The organism is Staphylococcus sp. HMSC055A09, from assembly GCF_001809655.1.
Lineage (GTDB): Bacteria > Bacillota > Bacilli > Staphylococcales > Staphylococcaceae > Staphylococcus > Staphylococcus capitis.
This window is the reverse complement of the sequence record NZ_KV798369.1, coordinates 1009178-1030665: the sequence shown is the minus strand read 5'-3', so window position 1 is coordinate 1030665 and position 21488 is coordinate 1009178. Positions and strand designations below refer to the sequence as shown.

At 33.0% G+C, this 21488-nt stretch carries 21 protein-coding genes; all 21 read left to right on the top strand.

Going from position 1 to position 21488, the window contains the following annotated elements:
- Positions 1 to 173: 173 nt before the first annotated feature.
- The 21 genes from HMPREF2642_RS10380 to HMPREF2642_RS10280 all read left to right on the top strand — a co-directional run bounded on the left by HMPREF2642_RS10380 (position 174) and on the right by HMPREF2642_RS10280 (position 21487).
- Positions 174 to 1316 (top strand): cysteine desulfurase family protein, encoded by a 1143-nt coding sequence (locus HMPREF2642_RS10380; protein WP_002436113.1) that lies wholly within the window; start codon positions 174 to 176, stop codon positions 1314 to 1316.
- On the top strand, positions 1316 to 2434 hold the full coding sequence (gene mnmA / locus HMPREF2642_RS10375) for a tRNA 2-thiouridine(34) synthase MnmA (RefSeq protein ID WP_049427509.1): 1119 nt from the start codon (positions 1316 to 1318) through the stop codon (positions 2432 to 2434). The genes HMPREF2642_RS10380 and mnmA overlap by 1 nt, the downstream gene beginning before the upstream one ends.
- 102 nt (positions 2435 to 2536) lie before the next feature.
- Positions 2537 to 3205, top strand: a complete 669-nt coding sequence (locus HMPREF2642_RS10370) for a tetratricopeptide repeat protein (RefSeq protein ID WP_002470021.1) — start codon at positions 2537 to 2539, stop codon at positions 3203 to 3205.
- Between the two features lies 1 nt (position 3206).
- Positions 3207 to 5657, top strand: a complete 2451-nt coding sequence (locus HMPREF2642_RS10365) for an SF1B family DNA helicase RecD2 (protein WP_070597846.1) — start codon at positions 3207 to 3209, stop codon at positions 5655 to 5657.
- Between the two features lie 339 nt (positions 5658 to 5996).
- The gene (gene alaS / locus HMPREF2642_RS10360; RefSeq protein WP_070597845.1) at positions 5997 to 8627 is read left to right on the top strand and encodes an alanine--tRNA ligase; all 2631 of its coding nucleotides are present in this window, start codon (positions 5997 to 5999) and stop codon (positions 8625 to 8627) included.
- Positions 8628 to 8690: 63 nt separating this feature from the next.
- Complete coding sequence (locus HMPREF2642_RS10355) at positions 8691 to 8951, top strand: IreB family regulatory phosphoprotein (RefSeq protein WP_002435994.1); 261 nt, start codon at positions 8691 to 8693, stop codon at positions 8949 to 8951.
- Position 8952: 1 nt separating this feature from the next.
- Positions 8953 to 9381 carry a Holliday junction resolvase RuvX gene (gene ruvX, locus HMPREF2642_RS10350; RefSeq protein WP_002435990.1) on the top strand — a complete coding sequence of 143 codons (429 nt, stop codon included), beginning with the start codon at positions 8953 to 8955 and terminating at the stop codon, positions 9379 to 9381.
- A gap of 13 nt (positions 9382 to 9394) precedes the next feature.
- The gene (locus HMPREF2642_RS10345) at positions 9395 to 9715 is read left to right on the top strand and encodes a DUF1292 domain-containing protein (protein WP_002436074.1); all 321 of its coding nucleotides are present in this window, start codon (positions 9395 to 9397) and stop codon (positions 9713 to 9715) included.
- A 404-nt stretch (positions 9716 to 10119) separates the two neighbouring features.
- The gene (locus HMPREF2642_RS10340) at positions 10120 to 10755 is read left to right on the top strand and encodes an O-methyltransferase (protein WP_023350163.1); all 636 of its coding nucleotides are present in this window, start codon (positions 10120 to 10122) and stop codon (positions 10753 to 10755) included.
- A gap of 2 nt (positions 10756 to 10757) precedes the next feature.
- Entirely contained in the window at positions 10758 to 11681 is a 924-nt protein-coding gene (locus HMPREF2642_RS10335; protein ID WP_070597844.1) for a peptidase U32 family protein, read from the top strand.
- Positions 11682 to 11700: 19 nt separating this feature from the next.
- Positions 11701 to 12969: a peptidase U32 family protein gene (locus tag HMPREF2642_RS10330; RefSeq protein ID WP_049427520.1), complete on the top strand. Its 1269-nt coding sequence runs from the start codon at positions 11701 to 11703 to the stop codon at positions 12967 to 12969.
- Positions 12969 to 13592, top strand: a complete 624-nt coding sequence (gene udk / locus HMPREF2642_RS10325) for a uridine kinase (protein WP_070597843.1) — start codon at positions 12969 to 12971, stop codon at positions 13590 to 13592. Before HMPREF2642_RS10330 ends, udk begins: the two co-directional genes overlap by 1 nt.
- A 27-nt stretch (positions 13593 to 13619) precedes the next feature.
- Positions 13620 to 14096 (top strand): transcription elongation factor GreA, encoded by a 477-nt coding sequence (gene greA, locus HMPREF2642_RS10320; RefSeq protein WP_002435980.1) that lies wholly within the window; start codon positions 13620 to 13622, stop codon positions 14094 to 14096.
- A gap of 406 nt (positions 14097 to 14502) precedes the next feature.
- Complete coding sequence (gene pxpB, locus HMPREF2642_RS10315) at positions 14503 to 15234, top strand: 5-oxoprolinase subunit PxpB (RefSeq protein WP_002470041.1); 732 nt, start codon at positions 14503 to 14505, stop codon at positions 15232 to 15234.
- Positions 15224 to 16228 (top strand): 5-oxoprolinase subunit C family protein, encoded by a 1005-nt coding sequence (locus tag HMPREF2642_RS10310; protein ID WP_037549312.1) that lies wholly within the window; start codon positions 15224 to 15226, stop codon positions 16226 to 16228. Before pxpB ends, HMPREF2642_RS10310 begins: the two co-directional genes overlap by 11 nt.
- Before the next feature lie 2 nt (positions 16229 to 16230).
- Positions 16231 to 16686, top strand: coding sequence for an acetyl-CoA carboxylase biotin carboxyl carrier protein (locus HMPREF2642_RS10305; protein ID WP_002453375.1), 456 nt, complete (start codon positions 16231 to 16233; stop codon positions 16684 to 16686).
- Positions 16687 to 16700: 14 nt separating this feature from the next.
- Positions 16701 to 18062: an acetyl-CoA carboxylase biotin carboxylase subunit gene (locus HMPREF2642_RS10300; protein WP_002436565.1), complete on the top strand. Its 1362-nt coding sequence runs from the start codon at positions 16701 to 16703 to the stop codon at positions 18060 to 18062.
- Positions 18062 to 18814 (top strand): 5-oxoprolinase subunit PxpA, encoded by a 753-nt coding sequence (pxpA, locus tag HMPREF2642_RS10295; protein ID WP_049427524.1) that lies wholly within the window; start codon positions 18062 to 18064, stop codon positions 18812 to 18814. The genes HMPREF2642_RS10300 and pxpA overlap by 1 nt, the downstream gene beginning before the upstream one ends.
- Before the next feature lie 12 nt (positions 18815 to 18826).
- Entirely contained in the window at positions 18827 to 20083 is a 1257-nt protein-coding gene (locus tag HMPREF2642_RS10290) for an NRAMP family divalent metal transporter (protein ID WP_023350169.1), read from the top strand.
- 171 nt (positions 20084 to 20254) lie between these two features.
- Positions 20255 to 20941, top strand: coding sequence for a 5'-methylthioadenosine/S-adenosylhomocysteine nucleosidase (mtnN, locus tag HMPREF2642_RS10285; protein WP_023350170.1), 687 nt, complete (start codon positions 20255 to 20257; stop codon positions 20939 to 20941).
- 21 nt (positions 20942 to 20962) lie between these two features.
- A complete protein-coding gene (locus HMPREF2642_RS10280; protein ID WP_049427529.1) occupies positions 20963 to 21487 on the top strand; it encodes a YqeG family HAD IIIA-type phosphatase in 525 nt (174 codons plus the stop codon).
- The last annotated feature ends 1 nt before the right edge of the window (position 21488 follow it).

Below are 21488 nucleotides of genomic sequence, written 5' to 3'. Positions count from 1 at the left end.
GTTTCATCTTTTTGGAAAATGAGTTTCATTAAAGATTAATCATCGAAAAATTACTATTTAAGATGTTAAAATATTATAGAAATAAAAATTCTTTCCATAAACAGAAAGGTAGAAAAAAGCAAGTATTGGTGCTATTATAGGAACATTGATAACATGACGAGGAGTGTCCACACATGGAAGTTTATGCAGATTATGCCGCGACCACACCAGTAAAAACAGAAGTCGTTGATGCAATGATGGAAATCTATAAAGAACATTATGGTAATCCATCTTCTATTCACTCAATAGGTAGAGATGCACGTAAATATTTAGATCAATCACGCCGAAAAGTTGCACAACTATTAGGTGCAAAACCTCATGAAGTGATATTTACAAGTGGTGCTACGGAATCTAATAATACTGCAATCAAAGGATTAGTAAAAGCGAATGAACAATTAGGAAATCATATTATTACTTCTAAAATTGAACATCATTCCGTTTTACATGTATTTGAGCAACTTGAACGAGAAGGCTATGACGTAACATATTTAGATGTAGATGATACTGGAGCGGTTGATTTAGATCAATTACGTGAAACAATCACAGATAAAACAATTCTTGTATCAATTATGTTTGTTAATAATGAAGTTGGTACTGTTCAAAATATGTATGACATTGAGGACATTATTGCTGAAACTAATGCGTTATTCCATGTTGACGCTGTACAAGCTATTGGTCATTTAGAAATTGACTTTCATGATTTCAAAATTGATACTATGAGTGTAACTGGACATAAATTTGGGGGCCCTAAAGGAGCTGGTATACTCTTAGTAAAGGACCATACTCCGCTTGAATTTAATCAGCTAGGTGGGGAACAAGAAACGAAACGTCGAGCTGGTACTGAGAATGTTCCTCAAATAGTTGGACTTACTAAAGCTTTGGAATTAGCAGTTCAACATCGTGACGCAAATAATGTTCATTTAATGAATTTAAAAGAATTATTCTTAGTTAGTTTGCAAGAACGTGCGATCCCGTTCGAACTTAATGGTTCTATGACAGACTCAACAGGTCATATTTTAAATCTTTATTTCCCATTTATTGATGTTGAAACAATGTTAACTCTACTAGACCTCTCTAATGTATACGTATCATCTGGGTCAGCTTGCACAGCAGGTTCTACAACACCGTCACATGTTTTAGCAGCAATGTTTGAAGATGAAGAACGTGCAAAACATTCTGTTAGATTTAGCTTTAATGAACAAATGAACGAACAACAAATTAAATATATAGTAGCCGAAATTCATAAAATTTATCATAAATTTAAGGAGGAATCATAGTGTCAAATAAAGATATACGCGTAGTCGTTGGTATGTCTGGAGGTGTTGATAGTTCAGTAACTGCACACCTATTAAAAGAGCAAGGTTATGACGTTATAGGTATTTTTATGAAGAACTGGGATGACACTGATGAAAATGGTGTATGTACCGCCACAGAAGATTACAATGATGTCATTGCAGTATGTAACCAAATTGGTATACCATATTACGCAGTTAACTTTGAAGAAGAATATTGGGACAAAGTATTTACTTACTTTTTAGATGAATATAAAAAAGGACGCACACCAAATCCTGATGTAATGTGTAATAAAGAAATTAAATTCAAAGCATTCTTAGAGCATGCTTTGAAATTAGGTGCTGACTATGTCGCAACTGGACATTATGCTCGTATACGTCGACACGAGGATGGGCATGTAGAAATGTTACGCGGTGTAGATAATAATAAAGATCAAACTTACTTTTTAAACCAACTATCACAAGAACAACTTTCTAAAGTTATGTTCCCAATTGGTGACATTGAAAAAAGTGAAGTTAGACGAATCGCAGAAGAACAAGATTTAGCTACAGCCAAGAAAAAAGATTCTACAGGAATCTGTTTCATTGGTGAAAGAAACTTCAAGGAATTTTTATCGCAATATTTACCAGCACAATCAGGTGACATGGTAACATTAGATGGTAAAAAAATGGGACAACATAGCGGTTTAATGTATTATACAATTGGACAACGTCATGGCTTAGGAATAGGTGGAGATGGAGATCCATGGTTTGTTGTAGGTAAAAACTTAGATGACAATTTTTTATATGTTGAGCAAGGCTTCCATCATGATGCTTTATATAGTGATTACTTAATCGCTTCAGATTTCTCATTTGTTAATGAAAATGAAATTGACTTAGAGCATGGTTTCGAATGTACTGCGAAATTCCGTTATCGTCAGAAAGATACAAAAGTATTCGTTAAAAAAGAGGATGAATCTTCAATTCGTGTAACTTTCGACCAACCTGTACGCGCAATTACTCCTGGACAAGCGGTTGTCTTTTACAATGAAGAAGTCTGCTTAGGTGGAGCTACTATAGATGATGTATACAAAAATGAAGGTCAACTTAGTTACGTAGTTTAAACCGTGAACTTGAATACCGTTAATTCATAAGATGACTATCTTTGGGTTAACGGTTTTTATTTTTTTAACATGTTATAATTATTTAGAAACGAGGTACGAATGATGCATGAACAGAATCAGATTTATCAATATATTAAAGATGGTAAGTTCGAAGATGCTTTAAAAGCGCTTTTCGAAAATATTGAAGAAAATCCTAATGCAGTTGAAAACTACATTAATGCAGGAATTGTGTTATCTGATGCAGGAGAAATAGAAAAAGCCGAGCGTTTCTTCCAAAAAGCGATTACTATTGATCCGTCTAATGGTGCTGTATATTATAATTTAGCGAATGTTTACTATAATCAAGGTCGCTTTAAAGAAGCAATTAAATTATATCAAAAGGCATTAAAAAACAATGTAGCTACTGTAGATTGTAATTATATGATTGGAATGTCATTTAACCAATTAGAAGCTTTTAAAGAAGCATTACCATTCTTGATGACTGCAGCTGAAAAAGACGATAACGATGATGTTGAGATTCAATTTCAATATGGACTTGTCTTATGCCAGCTCGAAATGTTTGAACAAGCCATTAATCAGTTAAATCACGTATTAAAAATTGACCCTAAACATGTAGATGCTATATATAATCTCGGCCTAGCAAGCTATATGAAAAAAGAAGATGTTGATGAAGCTATTGCTTATTTTGAACAAGCAGTTTCTATTGATGAACAGCATTTATTAAGTCAACACGCTTTAAAAACGTTTAAGACGATGAAAGAGGAGGAGTAACATGTCTGACCCTACACTTTTTGATAAATCAATGATCAAAGGTACTGTAGATGCTATATTATTTCAAAATAATGATAATTTCTATACAGTTCTTAAAGTAGACACGATTGAAACGAATGAGTCCTTTGATAGCATGCCAACTGTTGTAGGGTTTCTTCCAAATGTAGTTGAAGGAGACGTCTATACGTTTAAAGGGCAAATTGTCGACCACCCACGTTATGGTAAACAATTAAAAGCTGAAACTTTTGAAAAGGAACTTCCACAAACCAAAGATGCAATTATTAGTTATTTATCTAGTGATTTATTTAAAGGAATAGGAAAGAAAACTGCTCAAAATATTGTTAATGCATTAGGCGAGAATGCAATCAATGATATATTAAATAATCCTGAAGTGTTAGAAAAAGTCCCTAGTTTACCTAAGAAAAAGCAAAAGCAGATTGCAGAACAAATAAGTTCGAATCAAGAATCAGAAAAAATAATGATTCGGTTACATGATTTAGGATTTGGTCCTAAACTTTCAATGGCAATTTATCAGTTTTATATGGGAGATACATTGAAAATACTAGACGAAAATCCTTATCAACTCGTTTATGATATTAAAGGAATAGGTTTTAATAAAGCTGATCAATTAGCGCGAAACATTGGTATTGCAGCAGATTCTGAAGAGCGTTTGAAAGCAGGATTGCTTTATACACTTGAAGAAGAATGTATCAAACAAGGACATACATATTTGCCTAATTCATATGTGATTGAATCAACGCAAACTATGCTTAACGATAGCTCTGAAGTTGTAATTTCTACTAAAATGCTAGAGCAAAAGATTGAGCAACTCTCTGAAGAGAAAAAATTGATTCAAAGCGAAGAACAAGTTTCAATTCCAAGTTTGTATTATTCGGAATTAAAGAGTGTTCAAAATCTTTATCGTATTCAAACTAATAATAAAAAGTTAAAAGAAATCGAACAATCAGATTTACAAATGCATATTGGTGAAATTGAGTCACTAAATCAAGTAAATTATGCAACTTCACAGAAAGAAGCTTTAGAGACGGCAATCAATTCAAAAGTGATGCTTCTTACTGGTGGTCCCGGTACTGGTAAAACTACTGTCATTAAAGGCATCGTAGAGCTTTATGCAGAAATACATGGATTATCATTAGATTATGATGATTACAACGAGGATGATTATCCAGTTGTACTTGCTGCACCAACTGGACGCGCATCTAAAAGACTTCAGGAATCTACTGGATTAGAAGCAATGACAATTCACCGTTTAATAGGTTGGAATCAAGAAACACAACCTGAAGATATTTTAGATAATGAAATTAATGCACGGCTTATCATTATAGATGAAATGTCTATGGTAGATACATGGTTATTTCATCAATTTTTAAGTGCTGTTCCATTAGATGCTCAAATTGTATTTGTAGGAGATGAAGACCAACTCCCTTCAGTTGGACCGGGTCAAGTGTTTAAAGACCTCATTGATTCTAAAAGAATTCCGCGTGTTAATCTTACGGAAGTGTATCGCCAACAGGATGGCTCAAGTATTGTTGATTTAGCACATCGTATGAAAGTAGGCGAACCCATAGATATAACTCAACGTTTTCACGATCGCAGTTTCATTAACTGTACTTCAGACCAAATACCTGATGTAGTAGATAAAGTTGTTAAAAGTGCAGTGAGTAAAGGGTATAATATGAGTGATATTCAAGTCCTTGCTCCTATGTATAAAGGTAATGCAGGAATAAAACGTCTCAATCAAGTATTACAATCTATTTTAAATCCAAAGGAAAAAGATAGTCGTGAAATTGAATTCGGAGATGTTGTATTTCGTAAAGGAGATAAAGTACTTCAGTTGGTCAATAGACCTAATGACAATATATTTAATGGTGATATTGGTGTAATTGTAGGCATATTTTGGGCTAAAGAAAATGCTCTTAATAAAGATGTAATAGTAGTAGATTTTGAAGGAAATGAAATTACCTTTACTCGACAAGACTTACTTGAACTTACTCATGCTTATTGTACATCTATTCATAAATCTCAAGGGTCAGAATTTCCAATTGTTATTATGCCTATAGTTAAACAATACTTTCGTATGTTACAAAGACCTATCCTTTATACGGGTCTGACCCGTGCTAAGCAATCACTTGTTTTACTTGGGTATCCCCAAGCATTTGATATAGGACTGAAGACAAAAGGCCAAGAACGTTTAACTCAGTTGAATCACTTATTAAAATCTTATTTTGGTGATGAGCAAGAAGTTATAGGTAGTTCAGGTCATTCATCTGTAAATAGCACTGAAAAACATGATACTACACAAACTGAAGAAGAGAGCGCAACAACTGACGCACCACAAAATGACATTGTTCTTAGTGAAACCACTATATTTAAAATTGATCCTATGATTAATATGGGAGAAATGACGCCTTACGATTTTGCCGAGCATTGACATTCGTCATTAAAATAAATAAAATAAACTTAAGTTCACATAAAGATGAGTAAGTAACATGTTGATTTTAGAGATGTACTGGCTGGTGTAAAGTGCAATCAATGTTACCGAACGCTACTTTATGTCATAGAGAATACGTAATTTTAAGTGGTAAGAAATTTAATTAAGTTATAAATAGTTTCTTTTATAGCTACTATTATTTTTCTTATAACTAGGGTGGTACCGCGATAACGTTCGTCCCTTTGTGGATGAACGTTTTTTATTTTTCGTGTGATTATCATTAAGTTAAAATTCGTATTTCTTTATTAAATACTTATTTCCCAAGGGAGTGTTCTATAGATGAAAAATTTAAAAGCTAGTGAAATTAGACAAAAATATTTAGATTTCTTCGTTGAAAAAGGTCATATGATTGAACCTTCTGCACCACTTGTACCTATTGATGATGATTCATTACTATGGATTAACTCAGGTGTAGCAACACTAAAAAAATACTTTGATGGTCGCGAGACGCCAAGAAAGCCAAGAATTGTAAACTCACAAAAAGCCATTCGTACTAATGATATTGAAAATGTTGGCTTTACAGCGAGACATCATACATTTTTTGAAATGCTTGGAAATTTCTCAATTGGAGATTATTTTAAACAAGAAGCAATTGAATTCGCTTGGGAATTCTTAACTAGTGAGAAATGGATGGGTATGGAACCAGAAAAATTATATGTAACAATTCATCCAGAAGATACGGGTGCTTATAAAATTTGGAATGAAGATATTGGTTTAGATGAAACTCGTATTATTCGAATCGAAGGTAACTTCTGGGATATTGGCGAAGGGCCATCGGGACCTAATACAGAAATTTTCTATGATCGTGGTGACGAATATGGTCAGAATGATCCTGCTGAAGAAATGTATCCTGGCGGAGAAAATGAAAGATATTTAGAAGTATGGAATTTAGTATTTAGTGAATTTAATCATAATAAAGACAATACGTATACACCACTTCCTAATAAAAATATTGATACTGGCATGGGATTAGAGCGTATGGCTTCAATCTCGCAAAATGTCAGAACAAATTATGAAACAGATTTATTTATGCCTATTATAAATGAAGTTGAAAATGTTTCAGGAAAGAAATATTTAGAAGTTGAAGAGCAAGACGTAGCATTTAAAGTTATTGCAGATCATATTAGAACCATTGCGTTTGCTATTGCTGATGGTGCATTACCTGCAAATGAAGGACGTGGATATGTCCTACGTCGTTTATTACGTCGTGCAGTTAGATTTAGTCAATCACTAGGTATTAATGAACCATTTATGTTTAAACTTGTGGATATTGTTGCTGAAATTATGGAACCATATTATCCAAATGTTAAAGAAAAAGCCGATTTTATTAAACGAGTGATTAAGTCAGAAGAAGAACGATTCCATGAGACACTCGAGGAAGGCTTATCAATTCTAAATCAGTTAATTGAAAAAGCTAAAAAAGACAATCATGAAATTAAAGGGGAAGATGCATTTAAACTGTATGATACTTATGGTTTCCCTGTAGAATTAACCGAAGAATTAGCAACTCAAGAAGGTTTATCAGTTGATATGACTACTTTTGAAAATGAAATGCAACAGCAAAGAGACCGTGCTAGACAAGCACGTCAAAGCTCTCAATCTATGCAAATACAAAGTGAAGTGCTAAAAAATATTACTGATGATAGTACATTTGTTGGATATGAAACAACTGATTACCAATCTATAATCACGCATTTAATATACAATGGTGAAGAAGTCGAGTCAGTGGAAGCTGGAGAGACTGTTTATTTCACACTAAAAGCTACGCCATTTTATGCTGTCAGTGGTGGCCAAGTAGCAGACGAAGGTACAATTGGAAATGATAAATTTGAAATTGCAGTATCTGAAGTGACGAAAGCACCAAATGGTCAGAATCTACACAAAGGTATTGTGCAATATGGACAAGCTACAGTTGGAGCAGAAGTGGATGCTAGTGTTAATAAAGAAGACCGTCGTGCAATTCAAAAGAATCATAGTGCTACGCATTTATTACATGCTGCTTTAAAAGAAGTATTAGGTGATCACGTAAACCAAGCAGGTTCATTAGTAGAAGCAGATCGATTACGTTTTGACTTCTCGCACTTCGGCCCAATGACGCAAGAAGAATTAGATCAAGTTGAACGAAGAGTGAATGAAGAAATATGGAGAGGCATTGATGTTCGTATTCAAGAAATGGGTATAGATGAAGCCAAATCTATGGGGGCAATGGCTCTCTTCGGTGAAAAATATGGTGATATTGTTCGAGTAGTAAATATGGCTCCATTTTCTATCGAATTATGTGGTGGTATTCATGTAAGTAATACTGCAGAAATTGGTTTATTTAAAATTGTAAGTGAATCTGGTACTGGTGCAGGAGTTAGACGTATCGAAGCGTTAACAGGAAAATCTGCTTTCCTTTATCTCGAAGATATTCAGTCTAAATTTAATACCATTAAAAATCATGTTAAAGTCAAATCAGATGAACAAGTAGTTGGTAAAGTAACTCAGTTACAAGAAGAAGAAAAATCATTACTTAAACAATTAGAACAACGTAACAAAGAAATCACCTCTCTTAAAATGGGAAATGTTGAAGACCAAGTTGAAGTTATCAATGACTTGAAAGTATTAGCAACTGAAGTTGAAGTTCCAAACGCTAAAGCGATACGCTCAACGATGGATGATTTTAAATCTAAGTTACAAGACACGATTATTGTGTTAGCAAGTAATGTTGATGGTAAAGTTTCCATAATAGCTACTGTTCCTAAATCACTTACAGATCAAGTTAAAGCAGGAGACATTATAAAAAACATGGCACCTATCGTAGGTGGTAAAGGCGGTGGTCGTCCGGATATGGCTCAAGGTGGCGGCACACAACCTGAAAACATAACAGAAGCATTACACTTCATTAAAGATTACATTAAAAATCTATAACTTAATTTCATAATATTGTAGAATTAACTTGAATAATAATATGCATTAAAAGGAGTGTCACATATGGAAAACTTTGATAAAACGATGAAATTTGACTATGAAGAGATTCCAAAAGAAGATGTCAAATCAGTACTTAACAATGTGCACCGTACATTAGAAGAAAGAGGGTATAACGCAGTAAATCAAATTGTAGGTTATTTACTCTCTGGTGATCCTGCCTATATTCCTCGCCAAAATGAAGCGAGAAATCAAATTCGTCATATTGATAGAGATGTGATTATGGAAGAACTTGTTTCTTATTATTTAAAAGAGTCTGACCATTAAAATGTTACAACATAAAATTATAGGTTTAGACGTAGGAAGCAAAACTGTTGGCATTGCTATAAGTGACCTAATGGGATGGACTGCCCAAGGTTTAGACACACTCCGTATCAACGAAGAACAAAACGAATTAGGCATAGAAGAATTAGTCGATATTATTAAAAAAAATCAAGTCGGTACTGTAGTTATAGGATTACCTAAAAATATGAACAATTCTATTGGATTTCGAGGAGAGGCTTCGTTACAATACAAAGAGAAACTTCAAGAAGCCTTGCCTTCCATAGAAATTATAATGTGGGATGAACGATTAAGTACGATGGCTGCTGAACGTTCATTACTAGAAGCAGATGTTTCTAGGCAAAAGAGAAAGAAAGTTATAGATAAAATGGCAGCTGTGTTTATATTACAAGGCTATTTAGACTCTATCCAATAAAGGAGATATAAAAATGACAGAACATAACCACGAACAAAATCATGAATCAGATTTAAGCATTAATAACGAAGAAGAATTATTAACTTTATTCGATGAAGACGGCAATGAAGTTTTATATCGTAAAATGTTAGAATTTTACCATCCTGAATTCAAAAAGGAATATGTTGTATTAGCCGAAGAAGGTGCTCAATCTGATGAAGATGATATGATTGAACTCGTACCTATGATTAATGAACCTGATGAATCTGGAGATGGTGGTAAATTAGTACCTATCGAAACAGATGAAGAATGGGATATGATTGAAGAGGTTGTAAATACTGAGATTAATGAATAGTATCTCATTATTAATATGTAAGCTTTAATTGTTTAAAACTCATAGCTCTAAGATGTAAGTTTTTAGTATACATCTTAGAGCTTTTTTGATTAAAAATGAGTTAATTTATTGTTATTTAATTGAGTTAGTAATATCGAACTTAAAAACGCAAACTATAATTACTTTAATAACATACTAAAATAAATTGAATCACATATTTCGCACTTATATTTATTAATAATTTATGGTAAAATATGTAAAGTTAATTTCTATGAAACGATCATTCACTTCTAATATGAAAGAAATAGAAGCACCATTATAGAAATCAGTCATTTATATTGATTAAAATGATAATCAATTTTGGACTGATTTATTTTATGTCTACAAATCTTTTTAGTTTTTATAATAAAGGAAGTTATTTCAAAATGGATTTGAACCAAAACTATTTAACTCAATTGCATCAAAAGTTAGATACAAACATAGAGAATTTAAGACCTTATGCAGAAGACAATCAAGTTCCTATTGTAGATAAATTAACTTTAGATATGATTAAACAATTAATAAGAATGAATCATACCAAAAACATTCTAGAAATTGGTACTGCTATTGGCTATAGTTCAATGCAATTTTCTTCAGTAGCAAATGATATACATGTAACTACCATTGAACGTAACGAAGATATGATTGCTTTGGCGCGAAATTATTTTCATCAATATGGTTACAATGAACAAATAAGATTGATTGAAGGTAATGCGCTAGAAACATACCAACAAGTCAATGATAGAGAATATGATATGATATTTATCGATGCAGCCAAAGCTCAATCCAAAAAGTTCTTTGAGTTATATACGCCTCTTTTAAGAAAAGGTGGGATTGTAGTAACTGACAATGTCTTATACCACGGTTTTGTATCGAATATAGACATTGTGAGATCTAGAAATGTTCGTCAAATGGTTAAAAAGGTACAACAATATAACCAGTGGTTAATGGAGCAATCAGGGTATACAACTAACTTTTTAAATATAGATGATGGTTTAGCAATATCAATTAAAGGAGAATGACTATGGTTGAATTATTAGTTACTCCTAAGTCAATAACTCATATGGAAACACTAATAGAAAAAGGTGCAGATGCATTTGTTATTGGTGAACAAAAATTTGGTTTAAGACTTCCAGGAGAATTTAATCGTGAAATGATGAAAGAAGCTGTTGAAATAGCACATAGAAACAATAAAAAAGTTTATGCTGCGGTCAATGGTTTGTTTCATAATTATCATTTAGATGCTTTAGAAGATTACATACATTTTTTACATCAAATTCAAGTGGATCGAATTATTTTCGGTGATCCAGCAGTAATAATGTTTGTTAAAAAACAATCAAATCCTATCCCTTTACATTGGGATGCTGGAGCATTAGTAACAAATTATTTCCAATGTAATTATTGGGGGAAAAAGGGTGCATCAAGAGCTGTTTTAGCTAAAGAGCTTAGCTTAGAAGAGATGATTAATATTAAAAAGAATGCTAATGTTGAAATCGAAGTCCAAGTACATGGAATGACATGCATGTTTCAATCGAAACGAATGTTGTTAGGTAATTACTATACATTCCAAGACAGACAAATGAAGATTGAGCGCAATAATGCACAACAAGATTTACTTTTATATGATGAAGAACGCGATAACAAATATCCAGTTTTTGAAGATTATAATGGAACGCATATTATGTCTCCGAATGATATTTGTTTAATCGAGGAATTAGAACCATTTTTTGAAGCGGGAATTGACGCATTCAAAATCGATGGCGTTCTACAATCAGAAGACTATATCAATGTAGTAACAGAGCAATATAGAGAAGCAATTGACTTATATAATGAAGACCCTGAAGCATATGATGATGAAAAATTCATGTTAATCGATCCTATAGAGGAAATTCAACCTGAACATCGTCCATTCGATGAAGGTTTCTTATATAAACAAACGGTTTACTAAGGGAGGCTTATCATTAATAATGAAAACTCTAGAAGAAGTTCACTCAAGTTCGAAACCAAAAATGAAAAAGCCAGAATTACTTGCTCCAGCAGGAAATTTAGAGAAACTTAAAATAGCTGTACATTATGGTGCTGATGCAGTATTTTTAGGTGGTCAAGAGTATGGTTTACGTTCAAATGCAGATAATTTTACTATGGATGAAATTGCTGAAGGCGTAGAATTTGCAAATCGTTATGGTGCTAAAATCTACGTTACAACAAATATTATTGCACATGATGAAAATATGGATGGATTAGAGGAATATCTACGTCAGTTAGATAAAACAGGCGCAACTGGAATTATTGTAGCTGATCCATTAATCATAGAAACATGCAAAGAGGTCGCACCAAGACTTGAAATTCATTTATCTACTCAGCAATCTCTTTCAAATTATAAAGCTGTTGAATTTTGGAAAGAAGAAGGTTTAGACCGTGTTGTGTTAGCACGTGAGACAGGCGCTATGGAAATGAAAGAAATGAAGGAAAAAGTTGATATTGAAATTGAAGCTTTTATTCATGGTGCAATGTGTATAGCATATTCAGGACGTTGTACATTAAGTAATCATATGACAGCTCGTGATTCAAACCGTGGAGGCTGTTGTCAAAGTTGCCGTTGGGACTATGATTTACTTCAAGTAGATAATGATGGAGAACTTGATTTATTTTATGAAGATGGAGATGTTACACCGTTTGCAATGAGTCCAAAAGATTTAAAATTAATTGAATCTATACCACAAATGATGGAATTAGGAATCGACTCTTTAAAAATTGAGGGTAGGATGAAATCTATTCATTATATTGCAACTGTCGTATCAGTTTATCGAAAAGTCATAGACGCTTATGCTATGGATCCTGAGAATTTTAAGATTAAACCTGAATGGCTCAAAGAACTGGATAAATGCGCAAATCGTGATACAGCGCCAGCTTTCTTCCAAGGGACACCTGGATATGAAGAGCAAATGTTTGGAGAAGAACAATCTAAGAAATCAGCTTACGATTTTTGCGGACTAGTACTCGACTATGATGAACAAACGCAACTTGCTACCATACAACAGCGTAACCATTTCAAACCAGGACAAGAAATTGAATTCTTTGGTCCTGAAATTGATAGTTTCAGGCAAATTGTTGATGCTATTTATGATGAGGAAGGTAATAGTTTAGATGCCGCACGTCATCCACTGCAAATTGTTCAAATTAAAGTCGACAAACCTATTTATGCTAATAACATGATGAGAAAGGAAATCGGCTAATGAATCAAACGACAATTATTGGTATTGCTGGTGGCTCTGGTTCAGGTAAAACCACTGTTACTAATGAAATTATGAAGAATCTTGAAGGCCACAGTGTTGCACTTTTAGCTCAAGATTACTATTATAAAGACCAGTCTCATTTAACTTTTGAAGAAAGACTTGAGACAAATTATGATCATCCATTCGCATTCGATAATGATTTACTTATACAAAATCTTAAAGATTTAAGAAATGGTGTGGCCATCGAAGTTCCTACTTATGATTATTCGAAACATACTCGTAGTGATGAAACGATTGCATTTGAACCAAAAGATGTTATTATCGTAGAAGGTATCTTTGCTTTAGAAAATAAAACTTTACGAGATATGATGAATGTAAAAATTTATGTTGATACAGATGCAGATTTAAGAATTTTACGTAGACTTACACGTGATACTCAAGAACGTGGACGTTCTATGGAGTCTGTAATTAATCAATATTTAAATGTAGTCAGACCAATGCATGAACAATTTATTGAACCAACAAAAAAACATGCAGATATTATCATACCTGAAGGTGGCAGTAATAAGGTCGCAATTGATATTATGACTACGAAGATTCAATCACTCGTTAGCAAAAAATAGTAACTTATAGTAAAGGAAGATGACATTATGGAAAACCAAAAACAATACCCAATGACTCAAGAAGGTTATGAACAACTTGAGCAAGAATTAGAAGAATTAAAAACGGTTAAAAGACCAGAAGTTGTTGAAAAAATTAAAGTAGCTCGTTCTTTTGGTGACTTATCAGAGAACTCTGAGTACGATGCAGCAAAAGATGAACAAGGATTCATCGAACAAGATATTCAACGTATTGAACATATGATTAGAAATGCGCTTATCATTGAAGATAATGGTGATAATAACGTTGTTCAAATTGGTAAAACAGTCACTTTTGTTGAATTACCAGGTGATGAAGAAGAAAGTTATCAAATAGTAGGTTCTGCTGAAGCTGACGCGTTCAAAGGAAAAATTTCAAATGAATCTCCTATGGCAAATGCTTTAATAGGTAAAGGATTAAATGACGAAGTTCGTGTTCCTCTTCCTAACGGCGGAGAAATGAACGTTAAAATCGTTGATATCAAATAATTAAATATTTTATTTTAAAATTGCTACCACTATTGAATTCTAGTATTAAGTCCGAGTCATATTTTATGACTTGGGCTTTTTTATATTATTATTATAGAAATTTTAGCTTTAAAGAAACATTACACCATTAAATGTAGTTCTTAATAGATGAGTAGGATAAAATCCTTTTGTTATTCATCATTTTTATCATGACAAAAAATAATATGTATGATTAAATAAATATTAGCGATTTTTTGAAATAGAAATGCTATATTTTTTGAAAGACCTTAATTTCTTAATATCAAATTATTAGTAATTATCACTAACAATTTGAATTAATTATTAAACAAACATTTTATTGCAATGATACAATTAAATAGTTACAGCAAATAAATCCTTAAAAATTTAAAGGGGAGGGATTTTAAAGTTGGAAACTCAAATTATAAATGAACAAACTGTGATGATTTATTTTGATAATGAAATTAGTGAAAGCACTTACCAACTCGTTCAATCAACAGTACAATACATAAAGAAACAGAATCATTCAGAGATAACAGAAATCATTCCATCTTATAGAGCAATTCTAATATACTTCGATAATAAGAGGATAGAAGGAAATGAATTGTTAGAAAATTTAGAACTTAACCGCTTACAAAACGAGTCAGATGCTAGAACTCGAAATAAGCGTATTATTCAAATTCCTGTTTTATATGGTGAGGAATATGGACCTGACTTGGCTGAAGTTGCAGAACATAATCATTTAACTAAAGAAGAAGTCAAACAGATTCACACTCGTCAGCCATACCTTATTTATATGTTAGGCTTTATGCCAGGATTTCCTTATTTAGGGGGGCTTGACGAACGTTTACATACACCAAGACGTTCTGAGCCAAGACTTAAGATTGAGGCTGGTTCTGTTGGAATAGCCAATAATCAAACGGGATTATATCCAATGGACTCTCCAGGAGGGTGGCAAATTATTGGTCGTACACCTCTTAAGGTTTTTGATCTCAATCGAACTCCGATGACAATGTATGAAGCTGGAGATTATATTCAGTTTTATGAGATTGATCAACATGAATATAACAATATATCTGAGGAAATTGAAAATGGAAAATTTGATATAGATAAGTGGGTGACAAATAAAGATGAGTATTAAAATTTTACAACCTGGCTTATTTTCAACAATCCAAGACGAAGGACGTATAGGTTATCAAGATTTAGGATTTTCCGGAGCTGGTGCTTTAGACTTTTATAGTTTTAAAATGGCTCAAAAATTAATTGGTAATGATGGACCTGCGATTGAATACACTGTTATTGGCCCTAAAGTACAGTTTCTTAAAGAAAATACTTTTGCATTTATTGGTGGAACATCCAATGCAAAATTAAACGGTAATTCCATTGATTCACAAGTAGTATATAAAGTACAGACTAACGATGTATTAGAAATCGGTCAGGTTACTGAAGGTGCGAGAGGATATCTTGTGTTTGGTCATCCGTTAAAAATAGAAAGGATTGCAGAGAGTTATTCTACTCATACTAGAAGTGGACTTGGTGGTTTTGAAGGACGAGCGCTTAAAAAGCATGACATTATACCTACTCAAAGTAATGCATCTTATAATGAGAATTTAGGTAAAGCAACCGACTATAAACCATTAGTAGAGGATAATACTATTCATGTTATTAAAGGTCCTCAATTTAGTTCATTTTCAGAGGAAGCAGTAGATACATTTATCAATTCTGAATTTAAGGTTTCAGATCAGTCAGATCGTATGGGTTACAGATTAGTTGGTCCATCCGTTTCACCTTTGAAAACGGCTGACATTATTTCTGAACCTGTAGCTTTAGGAAGCATCCAAGTTCCTAATGACGGAAACCCAATTATTCTATTAAATGATAAACAAACTGTAGGTGGTTATACTAAAATTGCTACAGTTACTCAATTAGATTTAAAAAAATTAGCGCAACTTAAACCAGGAGAAACTATTCGATTTGAATGGATATCTACAGAAGAAGCGTTTAAACAATTAATAGAATTTGAAAATGATTTTGATCAAAAACTAAAAAACGTGTCAGAACAACCATTATTTAATTTAAGTAATGTAAGAAACACTTCTAAGAAATTAGCATCACTAATTAAGGAGGACAAATAATAATGAATCTTGAAAGAATAGAAGAAATTATAAATTTAGTAAAATCAAATGATGTAAAAAAGTTTAAATATAAAGACTTTGAGAATGAAATTGAACTTGATTTCACAGAGGGTAATTCATCACAAGGTTTATCTCAAACTGCAAATGTACAATCAAATGAAATGACACAAACTAATAATGAAACTCAAGATACTAACAACCAAACGCAAGATTCTAGTGATGACAAAGAAATTAAATCTTCTATGGTTGGTACGTTTTTCTTACAAGATAGTAAAGAATTAACGGATCCCCAAATTAAAGTTGGTGATCAAGTTAAAGAAGGAGATATCATTGGTTACATAGAAGCAATGAAGGTAATGAACGAGATCACTAGTGACGTAAGTGGTGAGGTTACTGAAATTGTTGTAGAACATGGTACTAATGTTGAATATGATCAAGTATTAGTCAAAGTGAAGTAAGGGGGAATAGACTTATGTATCGTTGTTTGATTGCAAACAGAGGGGAAATAGCAGTAAGGATTATTCGTGCATGTAGAGAGATGAAAATCGAAACAGTAGCCATCTATGCCAAAGGCGACGAAGATAGTCTGCATGTAAGTTTAGCTGATCAAGCGATTTGTATTGGAGAAGCTAATCCTTTAGATAGCTATTTAAATATAGAACGTATTATCTCAGCAGCAGAAATTACCGGAGCAAATGCGATACACCCTGGTTACGGTTTCTTATCTGAATCAACTACTTTTGCTGAAGCTGTTGAAGAAAATGATATCCACTTCATTGGCCCTAATAAAAAGACAATGGAAATGATGGGGGATAAAATTACAGCTCGTCAGACCGTTCATGCTGCAAATGTTCCAGTAATCCCTGGATCTGACGGCGAGGTTGAATCTGTTGATGAAATTAAAAAACTCGCGGAAGAAATAGGATACCCCCTTGTTCTTAAAGCTGCAAGTGGCGGTGGAGGTAAGGGTATCCGTATCGTTAAAGAACCTGAACAATTAGAAAAATCATTAAAAGAAGCTAAAAGTGAAGGTCAAAAATATTTTAATGATGATCGTGTATACGTTGAAGCTTTTATTCCCGTTGCAAAGCATGTAGAGGTTCAAGTCATCGGTGATGGTAAAAATAACTATGTTCATTTAGGTGAACGTGATTGTTCAGTGCAACGAAAAAATCAAAAACTTATTGAAGAATCACCTTGTGCTGCATTAACAGATGAAAGACGAGAACGGATTTGTAATGATGCTGTTAAAGTAGCAAAGGCATCTAATTATAGAAGTGCTGGTACAATTGAATTTTTAGTAACAGAGGATGCTCACTACTTTATTGAGATGAATGCACGTATCCAAGTCGAACATACAGTTACTGAAATGCGAGCAGATAGAGATCTTTTACAAGCACAATTATATTTATTACAATATGGTGAATTACCGTTCCAACAAGAAGATATAGTATTTAACGGACATGTAATTGAAGCACGTATTAATGCTGAAAATCCAGAAAAGAAATTCCAGCCCACTCCTGGTAAAGTGAAGAAATTACATTTACCACAAGGATTTAATATTCGAGTAGATTCTTTATTATATTCCGGTTATCAAGTATCACCATATTATGACTCACTTGTAGCAAAAGTGATTGTAAAAGACTCAAATAGACAAACAGCTATCAATAAATTGAAAGTAGCATTAGATGAAATGGTTATTGAAGGTTTCACTACAACAGCAGATTTCTTATACGCAGTATTAAGTTATCCGTTATATGCAGATGGTGATGCAAGCGAAGTTGATATTAAATTCTTAGAGAAGCATCAAATCATTAAAGGGGTGGATTTATAATGCAAATCGATTTGAATTGTGATTTAGGTGAAGCATTTGGAAATTATTCATTTGGTGGCGACAAAGATATTATTCCATTAATTACTTCGGCAAACATTGCTTGTGGTTTTCACGCCGGTGATGAAAATGTAATGAATGAGACAATACAACTTGCTAAAGAAAATAATGTAGGCATAGGAGCACATCCAGGTTTACCTGATTTACAAGGTTTCGGCAGACGCAAAATGGATATTAAACCTAAAGAAATCTACAATTTAGTTGTCTACCAATTAGGTGCTTTGAATGGTTTTTGTAAAATTCATGGAGCTCGTATAAATCATGTTAAACCTCATGGTGCTTTATATAACATGGGCGCTAAAAATAAAGAAATTGCTCAAGCTATTGCACAAGCGGTTTATGATTTCGATAAATCCGTAGTGCTAGTTGGACTATCTAATACATTGTTAATTTCAGAAGCTGAAGCGCTTGGTTTACGTACTGCTTCAGAAGTTTTTGCAGATCGTCGTTATGAAGATGATGGTCAGCTTGTAAGTCGTCAAGAATCAGATGCGACAATTACAAATACGGATGAAGCATTACAACAAGTGTTAAAAATGGTTACTGAGAATAAAGTTGTTAGTAAAAATGGTAAAGAAATTGATTTACAAGCCGATACAATATGTGTCCATGGTGATGGTGCTCATGCACTTGATTTTGTAACTCAAATTAGAAAAAAATTAACGAAAGAAGGCATTGATATTCAATCCTTATAGGGGGTACCAGAGATGGGAGAAAATTTTAAACAAAGCAACAATCAAGAAACAAAACAAAGTGGGAAAGACTTTAAATTTACAAAAGGTCATAGACGTTTATTATATGGTTCAGTATTTTTGATGGCTACTTCTGCCATTGGTCCGGCATTTCTAACTCAAACGGCTGTTTTTACAGCACAATTTTATGCTAGTTTTGCATTCGCTATTTTAATATCAATATTAATTGATATTGGTGCTCAAATTAATATTTGGCGTGTTTTAGTAGTTACTGGATTGCGTGGTCAAGAAGTTTCAAATAAAGTTGTACCTGGATTAGGCACAGTGATATCAATATTAATAGCATTTGGGGGACTTGCATTTAATATAGGTAATATTGCAGGTGCAGGTCTTGGACTCAATGCAATGTTTGGTTTAGATGTTAAATGGGGTGCAGCTATAACTGCAATATTCTCTATCTTAATCTTTGTAAGTAAAAGTGGCCAAAAAATAATGGATGTAGTATCTATGATTCTAGGGGTAGTAATGATTTTGGTCGTTGCATATGTGATGGTAGTTTCTAATCCTCCATACGGTGATGCATTAGTACACATGGTTGCACCTGAACATCCAATCAAACTTATTTTACCTATAATTACTTTAGTCGGAGGCACTGTAGGTGGTTATATAACTTTTGCAGGAGCACACCGATTATTAGACTCTGGCATGAAAGGTAAAGAGTTTTTACCTTTCGTTAACAGATCTGCGATTGCAGGTATTTTAACAACAGGAGTTATGAGAACTTTACTTTTCTTAGCAGTTTTAGGTGTGGTTGTTACTGGAGTTACGTTAAGTGCAGAAAATCCACCTGCTTCAGTGTTTGAACACGCTATTGGTCCAATAGGAAAAAATATATTTGGTGTAGTTATTTTTGCAGCAGCGATGTCATCTGTTATCGGTTCAGCATATACAAGTGCAACCTTCTTGAAGACATTACATAAGTCTTTATTTAATAAAAATAATTTAATAGTCATTATGTTTATAGTTATCTCAACATTAATTTTCTTATTCATTGGTAAACCTGTAAGTTTACTTATAATTGCGGGAGCAATCAATGGTTGGATTTTACCAATTACACTAGGGGCTATCTTAATAGCTAGTCGTAAAAAATCTATTGTTGGAGATTATAAACATCCTACTTGGATGCTTGTTTTCGGAATCATAGCAGTTATAGTTACGATTATCACTGGTATTTTCTCTCTACAAGATTTAGCAAGCTTATGGAAAGGTTAATTATTTTTTATTACTTCACGTCGTTAAGATGTGAAGTATTTTTTTATTAAAAAGTCTTAAAAATTTAATTATTTAACTCTCTTTTGATAATTAACTTATCCTATCGTGATGAATTTTAAAATGTGATAAAATACGTAGTGCTAGGACTTTTTAAAAGAGGTGTAAATAGAAATGATAGGCATAATTGGAGCTATGGAAGAAGAAGTAGGTATACTCAAAGATAAAATTGTCGACTTAAGTGAAATTAGTGTGGCACACGTAAAATTCTATACTGGTACACTTAATAATAAAGACATTGTTTTAACTCAAAGTGGAATAGGTAAAGTGAATGCTACTATATCAACGACTTTATTAATTGAAAAATTCAATCCAGATATAGTAATTAATACAGGTTCTGCTGGCGCTCTTGATGAGAGTTTAAAAGTGGGTGACGTATTAGTTAGTAATGAAGTCATTTATCATGATGCAGATGCAACAGCATTTGGTTATGCTTATGGTCAAATCCCACAAATGCCAGAGCGTTATGAGTCTAGTGAAAAATTATTAGAAAAAACAATTGATATATTAAAACAGCAACAGCTAAATGGTAAAGTTGGCATGATTACTAGTGGCGATAGTTTTATTGGTAGTGCTCAACAACGAAATAAAATTAAATCACAATTTCCAGATGCAATGGCAGTAGAAATGGAAGCGACAGCTATTGCACAAACATGTTTCCAATTTAACGTTCCATTTATTGTGACGAGAGCAGTTTCAGATTTAGCTAATGGAGAAGCAGATATTTCATTTGAAGAATTTTTAGGTCAAGCTGCGATTTCTTCGAGTGAGACAGTTGAATTGTTAGTTAAATCATTATAAAAGTAAAGGTGAATTTATAAAATGGGTATTATTAAAAATTTATTTATGCCAAATGCATACGTACAATCTGTATTCGATATAGATATAGAAAAATTAGCGAGTATGGGAGTTAAAGGAATCATTACAGACCTAGATAACACCCTTGTTGGTTGGGACGTTAAAGAGCCTACCGAGAGAATTAAAGAGTGGTTCTCTAAAGCGCGTGAGCTTGGTATTACAATTACAATTGTGTCGAACAATAATGAAGAACGTGTATCTAGTTTTTCTAAAGATTTAGAAGTAGATTTTATATTCAAAGCACGTAAACCAATGGGTAAAGCTTTTAAAAAAGCTATTAAACAAATGAATATACAAGCTAAAGAAACTGTTGTTATTGGAGATCAAATGCTTACAGATGTTTTCGGTGGTAATCGCAATGGACTATATACTATTATGGTCGTTCCAGTTAAAAGAACTGATGGCTTTGTGACTAAATTTAATCGTCTAATTGAAAGACGCTTATTAAATCATTTTAGAAAAAAAGGTTATATCAAATGGGAGGAATAGT

What these genes read in the sequence shown, in the direction of transcription:
- HMPREF2642_RS10380 (WP_002436113.1), top strand. Translation starts at nt 174, where the DNA reads ATGGAAGTTTATGCAGATTATGCCGCGACCACACCAGTAAAAACAGAA.
- HMPREF2642_RS10370 (WP_002470021.1), top strand. Translation starts at nt 2,537, where the DNA reads ATGCATGAACAGAATCAGATTTATCAATATATTAAAGATGGTAAGTTC.
- HMPREF2642_RS10365 (WP_070597846.1), top strand. Translation starts at nt 3,207, where the DNA reads ATGTCTGACCCTACACTTTTTGATAAATCAATGATCAAAGGTACTGTA.
- alaS (WP_070597845.1), top strand. Translation starts at nt 5,997, where the DNA reads ATGAAAAATTTAAAAGCTAGTGAAATTAGACAAAAATATTTAGATTTC.
- HMPREF2642_RS10355 (WP_002435994.1), top strand. Translation starts at nt 8,691, where the DNA reads ATGGAAAACTTTGATAAAACGATGAAATTTGACTATGAAGAGATTCCA.
- ruvX (WP_002435990.1), top strand. Translation starts at nt 8,953, where the DNA reads ATGTTACAACATAAAATTATAGGTTTAGACGTAGGAAGCAAAACTGTT.
- HMPREF2642_RS10345 (WP_002436074.1), top strand. Translation starts at nt 9,395, where the DNA reads ATGACAGAACATAACCACGAACAAAATCATGAATCAGATTTAAGCATT.
- HMPREF2642_RS10340 (WP_023350163.1), top strand. Translation starts at nt 10,120, where the DNA reads ATGGATTTGAACCAAAACTATTTAACTCAATTGCATCAAAAGTTAGAT.
- HMPREF2642_RS10335 (WP_070597844.1), top strand. Translation starts at nt 10,758, where the DNA reads ATGGTTGAATTATTAGTTACTCCTAAGTCAATAACTCATATGGAAACA.
- HMPREF2642_RS10330 (WP_049427520.1), top strand. Translation starts at nt 11,701, where the DNA reads ATGAAAACTCTAGAAGAAGTTCACTCAAGTTCGAAACCAAAAATGAAA.
- udk (WP_070597843.1), top strand. Translation starts at nt 12,969, where the DNA reads ATGAATCAAACGACAATTATTGGTATTGCTGGTGGCTCTGGTTCAGGT.
- greA (WP_002435980.1), top strand. Translation starts at nt 13,620, where the DNA reads ATGGAAAACCAAAAACAATACCCAATGACTCAAGAAGGTTATGAACAA.
- HMPREF2642_RS10310 (WP_037549312.1), top strand. Translation starts at nt 15,224, where the DNA reads ATGAGTATTAAAATTTTACAACCTGGCTTATTTTCAACAATCCAAGAC.
- HMPREF2642_RS10305 (WP_002453375.1), top strand. Translation starts at nt 16,231, where the DNA reads ATGAATCTTGAAAGAATAGAAGAAATTATAAATTTAGTAAAATCAAAT.
- HMPREF2642_RS10300 (WP_002436565.1), top strand. Translation starts at nt 16,701, where the DNA reads ATGTATCGTTGTTTGATTGCAAACAGAGGGGAAATAGCAGTAAGGATT.
- pxpA (WP_049427524.1), top strand. Translation starts at nt 18,062, where the DNA reads ATGCAAATCGATTTGAATTGTGATTTAGGTGAAGCATTTGGAAATTAT.
- HMPREF2642_RS10290 (WP_023350169.1), top strand. Translation starts at nt 18,827, where the DNA reads ATGGGAGAAAATTTTAAACAAAGCAACAATCAAGAAACAAAACAAAGT.
- mtnN (WP_023350170.1), top strand. Translation starts at nt 20,255, where the DNA reads ATGATAGGCATAATTGGAGCTATGGAAGAAGAAGTAGGTATACTCAAA.
- HMPREF2642_RS10280 (WP_049427529.1), top strand. Translation starts at nt 20,963, where the DNA reads ATGGGTATTATTAAAAATTTATTTATGCCAAATGCATACGTACAATCT.